The sequence below is a fragment of the Devosia sp. ZW T5_3 genome, from assembly GCF_044987315.1.
In the GTDB taxonomy this organism is placed as follows: domain Bacteria; phylum Pseudomonadota; class Alphaproteobacteria; order Rhizobiales; family Devosiaceae; genus Devosia.
On sequence record NZ_JBJDRE010000012.1, the window covers coordinates 42,773 to 54,985 of the forward strand.

11 protein-coding genes and 1 pseudogene are annotated in these 12,213 nt (G+C 61.0%); 11 read left to right on the forward strand and 1 reads right to left on the reverse strand.

Going from position 1 to position 12,213, the window contains the following annotated elements; genetic code table 11:
* The first annotated feature begins 117 nt into the window (after positions 1 to 117).
* From ugpB to ACI3KW_RS15510, 5 genes are all read left to right on the forward strand, one after another.
* A complete protein-coding gene (gene ugpB / locus ACI3KW_RS15490) occupies positions 118 to 1,446 on the forward strand; it encodes a sn-glycerol-3-phosphate ABC transporter substrate-binding protein UgpB (RefSeq protein WP_404848805.1) in 1,329 nt (442 codons plus the stop codon).
* 110 nt (positions 1,447 to 1,556) lie between these two features.
* Positions 1,557 to 2,441, forward strand: coding sequence for a sn-glycerol-3-phosphate ABC transporter permease UgpA (gene ugpA / locus ACI3KW_RS15495; protein ID WP_404848806.1), 885 nt, complete (start codon positions 1,557 to 1,559; stop codon positions 2,439 to 2,441).
* A 12-nt stretch (positions 2,442 to 2,453) separates the two neighbouring features.
* Positions 2,454 to 3,302: a sn-glycerol-3-phosphate ABC transporter permease UgpE gene (gene ugpE, locus ACI3KW_RS15500; protein WP_113120925.1), complete on the forward strand. Its 849-nt coding sequence runs from the start codon at positions 2,454 to 2,456 to the stop codon at positions 3,300 to 3,302.
* A 5-nt stretch (positions 3,303 to 3,307) separates the two neighbouring features.
* Positions 3,308 to 4,348, forward strand: a complete 1,041-nt coding sequence (locus ACI3KW_RS15505) for a sn-glycerol-3-phosphate import ATP-binding protein UgpC (RefSeq protein WP_404848807.1) — start codon at positions 3,308 to 3,310, stop codon at positions 4,346 to 4,348.
* A 154-nt stretch (positions 4,349 to 4,502) separates the two neighbouring features.
* Positions 4,503 to 5,288: a DeoR/GlpR family DNA-binding transcription regulator gene (locus tag ACI3KW_RS15510; RefSeq protein WP_404848808.1), complete on the forward strand. Its 786-nt coding sequence runs from the start codon at positions 4,503 to 4,505 to the stop codon at positions 5,286 to 5,288.
* A 569-nt stretch (positions 5,289 to 5,857) separates the two neighbouring features.
* Here the strand turns inward: ACI3KW_RS15510 and ACI3KW_RS15515 are convergent.
* Positions 5,858 to 6,754 (reverse strand): LysR family transcriptional regulator, encoded by an 897-nt coding sequence (locus ACI3KW_RS15515; RefSeq protein WP_404848809.1) that lies wholly within the window; start codon positions 6,752 to 6,754, stop codon positions 5,858 to 5,860.
* Positions 6,755 to 6,860: 106 nt separating this feature from the next.
* Here ACI3KW_RS15515 and ACI3KW_RS15520 point away from each other — a divergent pair, with 106 nt between their 5' ends.
* The 6 genes and pseudogenes from ACI3KW_RS15520 to ACI3KW_RS15545 all read left to right on the forward strand — a co-directional run bounded on the left by ACI3KW_RS15520 (position 6,861) and on the right by ACI3KW_RS15545 (position 12,160).
* Positions 6,861 to 7,289 (forward strand): cupin domain-containing protein, encoded by a 429-nt coding sequence (locus ACI3KW_RS15520; protein ID WP_404848810.1) that lies wholly within the window; start codon positions 6,861 to 6,863, stop codon positions 7,287 to 7,289.
* Positions 7,286 to 8,170 carry an aldo/keto reductase gene (locus ACI3KW_RS15525; RefSeq protein WP_404848811.1) on the forward strand — a complete coding sequence of 295 codons (885 nt, stop codon included), beginning with the start codon at positions 7,286 to 7,288 and terminating at the stop codon, positions 8,168 to 8,170. Before ACI3KW_RS15520 ends, ACI3KW_RS15525 begins: the two co-directional genes overlap by 4 nt.
* An 11-nt stretch (positions 8,171 to 8,181) precedes the next feature.
* A complete protein-coding gene (locus tag ACI3KW_RS15530; protein WP_404848812.1) occupies positions 8,182 to 9,162 on the forward strand; it encodes an aldo/keto reductase in 981 nt (326 codons plus the stop codon).
* Complete coding sequence (locus ACI3KW_RS15535) at positions 9,159 to 9,755, forward strand: NAD(P)H-binding protein (protein WP_404848813.1); 597 nt, start codon at positions 9,159 to 9,161, stop codon at positions 9,753 to 9,755. Before ACI3KW_RS15530 ends, ACI3KW_RS15535 begins: the two co-directional genes overlap by 4 nt.
* 83 nt (positions 9,756 to 9,838) lie before the next feature.
* Positions 9,839 to 10,854, forward strand: a pseudogene (locus tag ACI3KW_RS15540) (zinc-dependent alcohol dehydrogenase family protein).
* Between the two features lie 91 nt (positions 10,855 to 10,945).
* Positions 10,946 to 12,160, forward strand: coding sequence for a multidrug effflux MFS transporter (locus tag ACI3KW_RS15545; RefSeq protein WP_404848814.1), 1,215 nt, complete (start codon positions 10,946 to 10,948; stop codon positions 12,158 to 12,160).
* The last annotated feature ends 53 nt before the right edge of the window (positions 12,161 to 12,213 follow it).

The following is a 12,213-nucleotide window of genomic DNA, read 5'->3' on the forward strand; positions in this document are numbered from 1 at the left end:
TCCAAGGGGATATATTTGTTCATTTGAACATCTCCTTTGCCAAATGAAAATTGCGTTGCTACGACTAAACGACGCGAGGACGGAGATCCTTTGCTTAATAACAGGAGGAACCACCCCATGAAGAAGCTAGCGCTGCTCATAACGACGGGCGTGATCGCCGCATTGGCACATGCTCCACAGGCCGCCGCCCAAACCGAGATTGCCTGGTGGCATGCCATGGATGCCGAACTCGGCAAGAAGCTCGAGGAAATCGCCACCGGCTTCAACGAGAGCCAGTCCGAGTACAAGATCGTCCCGACCTACAAGGGCACCTATCCAGAGACGCTGACCGCCGCCATCGCGGCTTTCCGCGCCAACGAGCAGCCCGCCATCGTGCAGGTCTTCGAAGTGGGCACCGGCACCATGATGGCTGCCAAGGGCGCCGTCTATCCGGTCTACCAGCTGATGGCGGACAATGGCGAGCCGTGGGATCCGTCGGGCTTCCTCGCGCCGGTCACCGGCTACTATTCCGATACTGACGGCAACATCCTGTCGATGCCGTTCAATTCCTCCACCCCGATCATGTATTACAACAAGGATGTGTTCGAGAAAGCCGGCCTCGACCCCGAGACGCCGCCCAAGACCTGGGGCGAACTCGAGACCATGGGCCGCCAGATCATGGAATCGGGCGCCGCTCCCTGCGCGCTCAGCAGCGCCTGGATCACCTGGATCCAGACCGAGAATCTCTCGGCCATCCACGACAAGCCGTTCGGCACGCTCGAAAACGGCTTTGGTGGTCTCGGCACCGAGTTCACTTTCAATGGCCCGCTGCAGGTCAAGCATTGGGGCAATCTCAAGAAATGGGCTGACGAAGGCCTGTTCCAGTACGGCGGCCCGGTTGGTGGCGCGGATGCTGCTCCCAAGTTCTACGCCCAGGAATGCGCGATCTTCATGAACTCCTCGGCCGGCCGCGCCGGCGTCATCAACAATGCCAAGGACTTCGAAGTCGGCTTCGCGCCGCTTCCCTATTATGACGACGAGATCACCGAGCCGAAGAATTCGATCATCGGCGGCGCCACGTTGTGGACGCTGAATGGCAAGGATCCCGAAGTCTATAAGGGCGTGGCGCAGTTCTTCACCTATCTCAGCCAGCCTGAAGTCCAGGCCGCGTGGCACCAGTTCACCGGCTATCTGCCGGTCACCAATGCCGCCTACGAACTGGGCCAGGAGCAAGGCTATTATGCCGAAAACCCTGGCTCCGACATCGCCATCCAGCAGATCACCCGCGGTACGCCGACGGCCAATTCCAAGGGCGTGCGCTTCGGCAACCTGACCCAGGCCCGCAATGTGGTGGATGAAGAGTTCGAAGCCATGCTGGCCGGCTCCAAGACCGCCCAGGAAGCCCTGGATTCGGCCGTCGAGCGTGGCAACCAGATCCTGCGCGACTTCGAAGCCGCCAATCAGTAAGGCCTTCCACCCCAAGCCCGCTCCACCCTCCCACGAGGGTGGAGCGCCAGCACAGGCCGCATCCGGGCGACAGCACTGCTGCGCCGGAGCGGCATAGAACGAGGCGGAGCATGCAGGCCAAGCGAACCACCTTCCCCAACAAGATTCTGCCCTATGTGCTGCTTGTCCCGCAGCTGGCCGTAACCCTGGCCTTTTTCATCTGGCCCGCCCTGCAGGCCGTCAAATCCTCGTTCGAACGCGAGGATCCGTTTGGCTTCAAGACCACTTTCGTGTGGTTCGAGAATTATCGCCGCCTATTCGTCGATCCGCTCTATCTGAGCTCGGTTGGCAAGACCGCGATCTTTGCCGTGAGCGTGACGGCACTGTCGATGTCGCTGTCGCTGATCCTCGCCGTCGCGGTGAACCGGGTTCTGCGCACCAACAGGCTCTACACCACCATGCTGGTGTGGCCCTACGCCGTGGCGCCCGTCGTGGTCGGTATCCTGTGGTGGTTCATGTTCAATCCCACCATCGGCATCGCGCCCTACATGCTGCGCGCCGTCGGCATCAGCTGGAACCACCGCGTCGATGGTGTCGACGCGATGATCCTCGTCATCATCGCGGCCAGCTGGAAGCAGATTTCGTACAATTTCCTGTTTTTTGTGGCCGGACTGCAATCGGTGCCGCAATCGCTGATCGAGGCGGCCGCCATCGATGGCGCCGGTCCGTTCAAGCGGTTCTGGACCATCGTCTTCCCGCTCCTGGCGCCGACCACCTTTTTCCTGCTGATCGTCAATATCAACTACGCCATGTTCGATACGTTCGGCATTATCGACGCCACGACCCAAGGTGGGCCCGCCCAAGCCACGAACACGCTGGTCTACAAGGTCTATACCGACGGTTTTCTCGGCCTCAACATCGGTTCGTCGTCGGCCCAGTCAGTGGTGCTGATGATCATCGTCATCGCCCTTACCGCAATCCAGTTCCGCTATGTCGAGCGGCGCATTCAGTATTAGGGAGCGGCCAATATGATCGAAAACCGACCTTTCCTGGCTTTCCTGACCCACCTGGTGCTGATTATCGGCGTCGTCATCGTGGTGTTTCCGGTCTACATCGCCTTCATCGCCTCCACCCATGGCAGCGGCGATTTCATGCGGGGGCTGGTGCCCCTGCTGCCCGGCCCGCACATGATCGAGAATTACCGCTTCATGCTCACCGAGGGCATTTCGAGCGCCGGTGCACCGCCGCTCTCGATCATGCTGCTCAATTCGCTGGTGATGGCCATCTCCATCGCCGTGGGCAAAATCGTCATCTCGATCCTTTCCGCCTATGCCATCGTCTTCTTCAAGTTTCCGTTCCGACTGCTGGCGTTCTGGATCATCTTCATCACGCTGATGCTGCCGGTCGAGGTGCGCATCATCCCCACCTTCAAGGTGGTGTCGGACCTGGGAATGCTCAATTCCTATCCCGGCCTGATCATCCCGCTGATCGCCTCGGCCACCGCGACCTTCCTGTTCCGCCAGTTTTTCCTGACGGTGCCGGACGAACTGATGGAAGCCGCCCGGGTGGACGGAGCCGGCCCGATCAAGTTCTTCCGCGATATCCTGCTGCCGCTGAGCCGGACCAATATCGCAGCCTTGTTCGTGATCCTCTTCATCTATGGCTGGGTGCAATATCTATGGCCGCTGCTGGTCACCACCGACAGCCGCTACTACACCATCGTCATGGGCATCAAACGGCTGGCGGCCACCGCCGATGCCGAACCGCAATGGAACTTCGTCATGGCGGCCGTAATGCTGGCCATGCTGCCACCCGTCCTCGTCGTCATCCTGATGCAGCGCCTGTTCGTCAAAGGCCTGGTCGAAACCGAGAAATAAACACCATGGCAAGCATCGACATATCAGGCGTCAAGAAAGTCTATGCCGGCAACGTCACGGCCATCCACAGCCTCGACCTCGCCATACCCGATGGCGAACTGGTGGTGCTGGTGGGCCCGTCCGGCTGCGGCAAATCCACCCTGCTGCGCATGATTGCCGGTCTCGAGGCCATCACCGAGGGCACGATTTCCATCGATGGCACCGTGGTCAACGCCAAGGAACCGGCGGAGCGGGACATCGCCATGGTGTTCCAGAATTACGCGCTCTATCCGCATATGACGGTGCGCGGCAATCTCGAATACGGGCTGAAGAACCGCGGCACGCCGCGCGACGAGATCGACCGGCGCGTCACCGAAGCCGCGCGGATTCTCGAGATCGAGCCCTTCCTCGACCGGCGCCCGCGGCAATTGTCGGGCGGCCAGCGCCAGCGCGTCGCCATGGGCCGCGCCATCGTGCGCCAGCCGAAGGCGTTCCTGTTCGACGAGCCGCTGAGCAACCTGGACGCCAAGCTGCGCGGGCAGATGCGGATCGAGATCAAGCGCCTGCAGCGGAACCTGGCCACGACCAGCGTCTATGTCACCCACGACCAGCTCGAAGCCATGACCCTGGCCGACCGGCTGGTGGTGATGAATGGCGGACGCATCGAACAAGTGGGCAAGCCGCTGGCGCTCTACGAACGCCCCGCTACACTATTCGTCGCTGGCTTCATCGGCTCACCGCCGATGAACCTGATCGATGTCGCCTATCTGCGGGACAAGGGCGCCCTGGAGCTACCCGACGGTACCGACCTCGTCGGCATCCGTCCTGATACGATCCAGCTGGCGCCACCTGAGGGTCCGCACATCACGCTGAACGCCACGGTCGAGCTCTACGAGCCGATCGGCGGCGAGAGCCACCTGCATATGCGGCTCGACGGCAACGGGCAGCTTATCGTCGCGGCCGTACCGGCCCGCACGGCTGTAACCGAAGGCGCCGAAACAGCTCTTTACGTCAGCACGGCGGACCTGCATCCCTTCAACCAGGAAACCGGCCGCCGCACCGATTGAACGCTGGGCGTCACCAGGGGACATGCAAGATGACCGATCGCCGGCCTCAGACCACTGAGCGAGTTCAAGCACCACATCGCCTTTGTGGTCGCGCCGTGACGGCGCAGCATCCGAGAGCGCGCCATCCGCGCGGGATTGTTGCAGGTCCTGGTCAATGAACGACCCCCGGCTTTCGGACCGACAGAACGACATCCTGGTGCGCATCGGTGCGCGCGGAGCCCAGCAGATCGACCGGCTGGCGCGCGAATACGGGCTCACCACGCAAAGCATAAGGCGCGATATCAACCTACTGTGCGAACTGGGTCTGGCCCGGCGCCTGCATGGTGGCGTCGATTTGCCCGTCCTGCCGCAAAACACCTCCATCAATGCTCGCGCCAGCCTGCACGGTGGAGCCAAGCGGCTCATTGCGGCCCGCGTTGCCCAAGACATTCCTGATGGCTCCACCGTTTTTATGGGAATCGGCACCACCGTGCGTTTTACGGCCGAGGCGCTGCGGGGGCATTCAGGCCTTACCGTCGTCACCAACAATGTGGATGTCGCGCTGACCCTGGGCGACGTCGAAGGCATCGAGCTGCATCTGGCCGGCGGGGTTTGGCGGGCGAACGATCGAGATTTGGTCGGAGCTGACACCATTCGCTATTTCGAAAAGTTCCACGCCACGCACGCCGTGGTGGGCACTGGCGGTTTGCACCCCACCAGCGGAGCGCTCGACTTCAGCTACGAAGAATCCCAGATCACCAACGCGATTCTGCAGAATTCAAGAACCCGCTACCTCGTTGCCGATGTCAGCAAGTGGTCCGGTACCGCTGCGGTGCGGGTGGCGCCATTTTCCGAATTCACCGCTTTCGTGACCGACCTGATGCCGCTCGAGCAAAAGAACGAAGAGAGCCTGCGCCAGAGCGGAGTACAGGTGATCGTTTGCGGAACACCGGACCCTTAGCCGCGGCTTGCGGGCGTGAGATCCATAGTGCGCACGCCCCCCAACCGCCCTTGTGCGCTACATCACAATTCTAGAATGGATGGGGCTAACCCTTTGAACTGTAAGGGACGATCCATTGAAATCCTAGAATGGCCTTAGGCAAAAAGGTGCGAATTAACTTCGCGGCGCAAGGAGTGATCCGAATGCAGGAGCAAGAGGTGTGACGTCCTGCGCGTCGAGATACTTTACTATCCATTGAGCAACGTTCGCTGCGCGACCGCCGCACCAATGCCGGTCCCGCCTCCCCGTTGCCTCCACCATGCTGCGCTTGATTCCCCCTGCGATCCCATTGGTTGACGCTCATCTCGGAAACAAGCGCCGCATACTGAACCCGTCGCCATCAGGGACGACGAGCTTCAGCAGTTCCAGGTGGCGTTTGCCGAGGTCAATGTCATCGGGCCAGATCCGAAGCGCAGGCAATCGCAGATGGAGACTATCTGTTCCATCGCAGATGGAGACTATCTGTTCGCAATACCGATGGGGCAGGCGCTATCGCAGACGTCTGCCCCGCGGGCGGCCAGCAAATGTGGTCAGTGGTGCCGGTAGCGCAAGGCCTCGATTAGCCTGGAGAACGCCGGAGACGTCTGCCGCCGGCTGGGATAATAGAGATGATAGCCATCGAAAGTTGGCATCCAGCCTTCCAGCACGCGGATTAGTCGGCCGGCTTCGACATGATGCTGAACTATGTCTTCGGGAATGCAGGCCAATCCGGCCCCGAAAAGAGCCGCGGACAGAATATGGGTGCTGTTGCCGAAGGCCAGTTGGCCTTCGACGCGCACATTGAGACGGCGACCGTCCTGCTCGAACTCCCAGGCATAATGGCCGCCATAGGTTGGCAGGCGCAGATTGATGCAGACGTGGTCGGTCAAATCCTGCGGCGTCAACGGGCGTTGCCGGCCTTCGAAATAGCCTGGTGAGCCCACGACGGCCATGCGCCAATCCGGTCCTATCCGCACGGCGATCATGTCTTTGGCGAGTTGTTCGCCCAGACGAACGCCCGCGTCGTAACGCTGGGCAACAATGTCCACGAAGCCGTTCTCGGCGATAATCTCCAACTGGATGTCGGGATAATCCCTGGTGAAATCCTGCAATCGTGGCCAGAGCACCGCATTGACGGCGTGTTCGCCAGCGGTCAACCGGATCGTACCAGCGGGCTTGTCGCGGAATTCACTGACTTGCTCGAGCGCGGTATCAACTTCCTGAAACCGGGGCTCGACCGTGGCCAGCAGCCGTTCGCCTGCGTCTGTCGGAGACACACTCCTCGTACTGCGCGTCAATAACCTGACGCCCAGCCGCTTTTCCAACCGGCTAAGGGCATGGCTGAGTGCTGACTGGGAAACGCCAAGGCGTGCCGCGGCGCGCGTGAAGCTGCGCTCCTGCGCGATGGTGATGAAGGCTATGAGGTCGGCAACGTTCTCGCGGTTCATGGATGCCATCTATCATGAATCTCATTCATAGGCTCTAGCAGGGTGGCCCCACTAATCACATGAGTGGAACAGGCCTACCTTGTGCTTGCAACAGGGGAGAGCTGTGATGAAAATTCAACGTGCGGGTTCGCAGCCTTCCGGCAAAAGGCCTGCGGAATGGTTCACCGGCACCGTTCGGATCGATCCACTCTATGGGGTGGAGGCGCCCAGTGCCATGGCAGGCAATATCGTCACCTTCGAACCCGACGCCCGTACAACCTGGCATACCCATCCGCTTGGACAGACGCTGATCATCACGGCGGGCCGCGGCCTGGTGCAACAACAGAACGGCCCGCCCGAAACTGTGCTGCCCGGTGATGTGGCGCGCTTCGGGCCCGGGGAAAAGCACTGGCATGGCGCCAGCGCCGAGACAGCCATGACCCATATCGCCATCCAGGAATCGCTCGACGGCAAGGCGGTCGATTGGCTCGAGCAGGTCAGCGACGCGCACTATGCGGCGCATGCGAATAACACCGTGAAGGATTACCGCTCATGACATCGGTATCAAATCTACAACTCAACAACGGCGTGCTGATGCCGGCCCTCGGTCTGGGTGTGTTCCAGACGCCGCCGGACGAAACCACCGGGGCGGTCGTCGAGGCGCTGCGCGTTGGTTATCGCCATATCGACACCGCCGCCGCCTATGGCAATGAGCGTGAAGTGGGCGAAGGCATCCGTCGCTCGGGCATCCCGCGCGACCAAATCTTCATCGAGACTAAAATCTGGATCAATGATTACGGCTTTGACGAAACCCTGCACGGGTTCGAAAAGAGCGCGAAGAAACTGGGTGTCGAGCAACTCGACCTGCTGATCCTGCACCAGGCGCTGCCCTCCGCATTCGACAAGACCCTGGAGGCGTATCGCGCCCTGGAGACGCTTCTGGCCGACGGGAAGGTTCGTGCGATCGGTGTCAGCAATTTCATGCCCCAGCACATCGAGCGCCTGCTGGCGGAAACGGACATTGTCCCCGCAGTCAACCAGATCGAAGTTCATCCCTATTTTCAGCAGGCCGACCTGCAGCGCCTGCATCAGCGGCACGGCATCCTGACCCAGGCCTGGTCACCCATTGGCGGCATCACCTTCTATCGTGGCAGCGGCAAGAGCTCACTTGAGGATCCGGTCATCCTCGCCATCGCCCAGGCCCATGGCAAATCGGCCGCGCAAGTCATGCTGCGCTGGGGGCTGCAGCACGACCGCTCGGTGATCCCGAAATCCGTCAAGCCCGCGCGCATCGCGGAAAATCTCGACGTCTTCGACTTCGAGCTGACGCCCGACGAGTTGGCGGCGATCGACGGGTTGGAGACCGGCGTTCGCGGTGGGCCAGAGCCCGACTTCATCACCCTCGACAATTTCAGCCGGCCCATCCCCGAAGCTTGAGGAGACACGACATGAAAATGCGGCACCTCGGTCATAGCAGCCTTGAAGTTTCGGCAATCGGCCTCGGTTGCATGGGCATCAGCCAGTCCTATGGTGTGCCCATGGAGACGCCGGCCGGCGTCAAGCTGATCCGCGGCGCCTTCGAACGCGGCATCACCTTCTTTGACACCGCCGAAGTTTACGGTCCCTACAAAAACGAGGAAGTGGTTGGCGAGGCCCTGGAACCCATTCGCGATCAGGTCGTGATCGCCACCAAGTTCGGCTTCGACATTGAGGGCAGTGGCGTCCCCGACAGCCGCCCAGAACGCATCCGCAAGGCTGTGGAAGGTTCGTTGAAGCGCCTGCGCACGGATCATATCGACCTGCTGTATCAACACCGTGTGGATCGAAATACGCCGATCGAAGACGTTGCCGGCACGGTCAAGGATCTGGTCGCCGAGGGCAAGGTGAAGCATTTCGGCATGTCCGAAGCCGGTGTCGCCAATATTCGCCGTGCCCATGCCGTGTTGCCGGTCACGGCGCTACAAAGCGAGTATTCGCTGATATGGCGCGAGCCGGAGGAGCAAATCCTGCCCGTGCTCGAAGAACTCGGTATTGGCTTCGTCCCCTTCAGCCCATTGGGCAAAGGCTTCCTGACCGGCACGATCGATAGCAATACAAAGCTGGCGGAAAAGGACTTCCGCAATTCCGTGCCACGCTTCGACCCCGAAAACCGGGTTGCCAACCAGGTCCTGGTGGATACCGTGAGGCGCATCGCGGCCGAGAAGCAGATCACCCCGGCGCAACTCGCCCTGTCCTGGGTTCTGGCGCAAAAGCCGTGGGTCGCGCCCATTCCCGGCACCACCAAGCTGCACCGTCTCGAGGAAAATATCGGCGCCGCTGCCGTCGAGTTGACGGCCGGCGACCTAGCTGCAATCGAACAGGCGGTCGGCGGTATCGAGATCAAGGGGGATCGATATTCGGCTGCCAACCAGGCGCGGATCGACCGATGAGCGCGGGCTCGGCGCCAAAAGTGCTCGTGCTGGGCGCCAACGGCCAGGTCGCGCGGCACACGACGCCCGTATTGCTCAAGGCTGGCGCGGAACTCACTTTGTTCCTGCGCCGTGCCAGCCGACTGGCCAACCCAGACTCGGCGCGGGTTCGGATCGTCGAAGGGGATGTCCTTGACGCGCCCACACTCAAGGCCGCCATGCAGGGGCAGGACGTGGTCTATGCCAATCTCGCCGGTGACATGGCACGACAGGCCCATGCCATTGTCGACGCTATGCGGGAAACGGGTCTCAAGCGGCTGATCTTTATCAGTTCCATGGGCATCTATGGCGAAGTGCCCGGCGAGACCTATCGCAGCGCGCTTGATCCCTACCGTGACTCCGCAGCCATCATCCAGGAATCCGGTCTGGACTACACCATTCTGCGGCCCGGCTGGTTCAATCGGCAGCCCTCAGCAAGCTATCGTCTCACCAAGAAGGGAGAACCCTTTATCGGACACGATGTAACGCTGAATGGCTTGTCGGCACTGATCGCGGCGCTCGCCACCACGCCTGACTTGCACGTCGGAGAAAGCCTGGGAGTCAGTCACATCTGACCTTCAGTCCGGCAATGCCGAGACGTCGTATAGGCAGCGTTGGCCTTGTTTAGAAGCGGATCCACAACACCAAGGAAAAACTCATGTTCGGAACCATTATGTACGCACCGGGCGATGTCCGGTACGAGGAATTGCCCGAGCCCACCATCCTCAAGCCGACCGACGCGATCATCAAGCTGTCGGCCACTTGCGTGTGCGGCTCTGATCTCTGGCCCTATCGTGGCGCCAACGAAATCACCGCGCCCATGCATATGGGCCATGAATATTGCGGCGTCGTGGTCGACGTCGGCAGCGAAGTAAAAACCGTCAAGCCAGGCCAGTTCGTGGTTGGCTCATTTGTGCTGTCCGACAATACCTGTCCCCACTGCGCCCACGGCTTCCACTCATCTTGCGAACAGCGCGAATTCATGACCGGCGCCCAGGCGCAATTTGCCCGCGTGCCGCTCGCTGACGGCACGCTGGTGGCCACGGACGAGCATCCGGCCGATGACCTGATACCGAGCCTTTTGGCCGTGTCCGACGTGCTCGGCACGGGCTGGTATGCGGCCGACGCCGCGCGCGTTCAGGCCGGTTCGACCGTGGTCGTGGTTGGCGATGGCGCGGTGGGGCTGATGGGCGTGCTGGCTGCGAGCAGATGGGGGCCGGCCGCATCATTGCCATGAGCCGCCATAAGAGCCGCCAGGACCTCGCTCTTGAATATGGCGCCACCGACATTGTCGCCGAGCGTGGTGAGGACGGCATCGCCAAGATCAAGCAGATGACCAACCGTATCGGTGCAGATTCAGTCCTTGAATGCGTCGGCACTCAGCAATCCATGAATCAGGCGCTGCAGGTTGCCCGTCCGGGCTCGATGATCGGTTATGTCGGCGTGCCTCATGGCGTGACCTTCGATGGTCAAAACCTGTTCTTCACCCAGGTGGGCATGCTGGGCGGCCCGGCGCCGGTGCGTCGTTTCCTGCCGCATCTGATGGACCTCGTGCTCACCCGCAAGATCAATCCCGGCAAGGTGTTCGACCTGCAAATCCCATTGGCCGATGTTGCCGAGGGCTACGAGGCCATGGACGAACGCCGCGCCATCAAGACGCTGCTGCGGGTCTAAATCGAATGGCCAACCTCATTAATATAGTCTCCCAGCAGGCAGCTTCTGCGGACCAGCTCGATCTGGTCGCGGATATGCACAAGGCGACCCCATGACTATCTCCTCACCAAGTGCCGGTGCCGAAAACTATCGAGGTATCTGGCTGACAATATTGCTCAGCCTGCTGCTCGGCTTTGCCTCGATTTCAACAGATCTATACCTGCCGGCCATGCCCAGCATGGGCGCGCAGCTTGGCGCGAGCCAGGGGCAGCTCGAACTCACGGTTTCGGGTTATCTGATGGGATTTGCGCTCGGCCAGCTTTTTTGGGGGCCGGTCAGCGACCGCTTCGGGCGCAAGGTTCCGCTTATGTTGGGGATTGCCATCTTCGTTGTTGGCGCTGCCGGCTGTGCCTTATCAACGGATGCGACCCAATTGATCGCCGCGCGCATCGTGCAGGCCCTTGGTGCGAGTGCTGCGGTGGTTCTCGGCCGCGCCATGGTGCGGGACCTGTTCCACAGGGATGAGGCTGCACGCATGCTCTCGACGCTAATGTTGATCATGGGAATTGCCCCCATGATCGGCCCGTCGGTGGGGGCACAAATCCTCGCCTTGTCATCCTGGCAGTCCATTTTCTGGGTTCTGGTTGGGGTAGGCGGGGTGACGCTGATCGGGCTGGCAAGGACGGCCGAATCTCTGCCCAGGTCCATGCGTGGCGAGTGCAATCTGGCGCAGGCATTCCTAGCCTATGGGCCGCTCTTCAAGAACGCGAAGCTGATGGCGCACGCGATGATCCTTGGCTGTTTTGGTGCCGGCGTATTCGCCTATGTCGCCGGATCGTCCTTCGTCTTCATTGAGTATTTCTCACTTTCGCCGCAGGCCTACGGCCTGATCTTTGCTTCCGGCATTGGCGGCATCATGCTCTCCAACGCGGTGAACTTGCGGCTCGTCGGCAGGTTTGGGAGCATCCGCATGTTGTTTATCGGAACCTCAATTGCCGCAGTGGCGGGACTTCTCATTTTGCTCGTGGCGTCGACAGGCTGGGGCGGCTGGATCGGGTTCTCCATCGCGCTCTTTGCCTATATCGGCATGAATGGCCTTATCGGTGCCAATGCCATTGCCGGTGGCCTCTCCAGCGTCGAGCAGGGAACGGGCTCGGCCTCGGCTCTGCTGGGGTTTGCCCAATATGGCGGGGGCATGGTTGGCTCTGCCCTGATCGGTTTGCTGGCCAATGGTACGCCTATGCCGATGGCATTGATCATCAGCGTCAGTACGACATGCGCCGTCGTGATCAGCCTGACCATCAGCCGCCGGCGGGCTTCCCAATAAACCTATGCAATGACCGCCCGCATCGGCTGCAGAGAAATCGACATTCAGTTTTT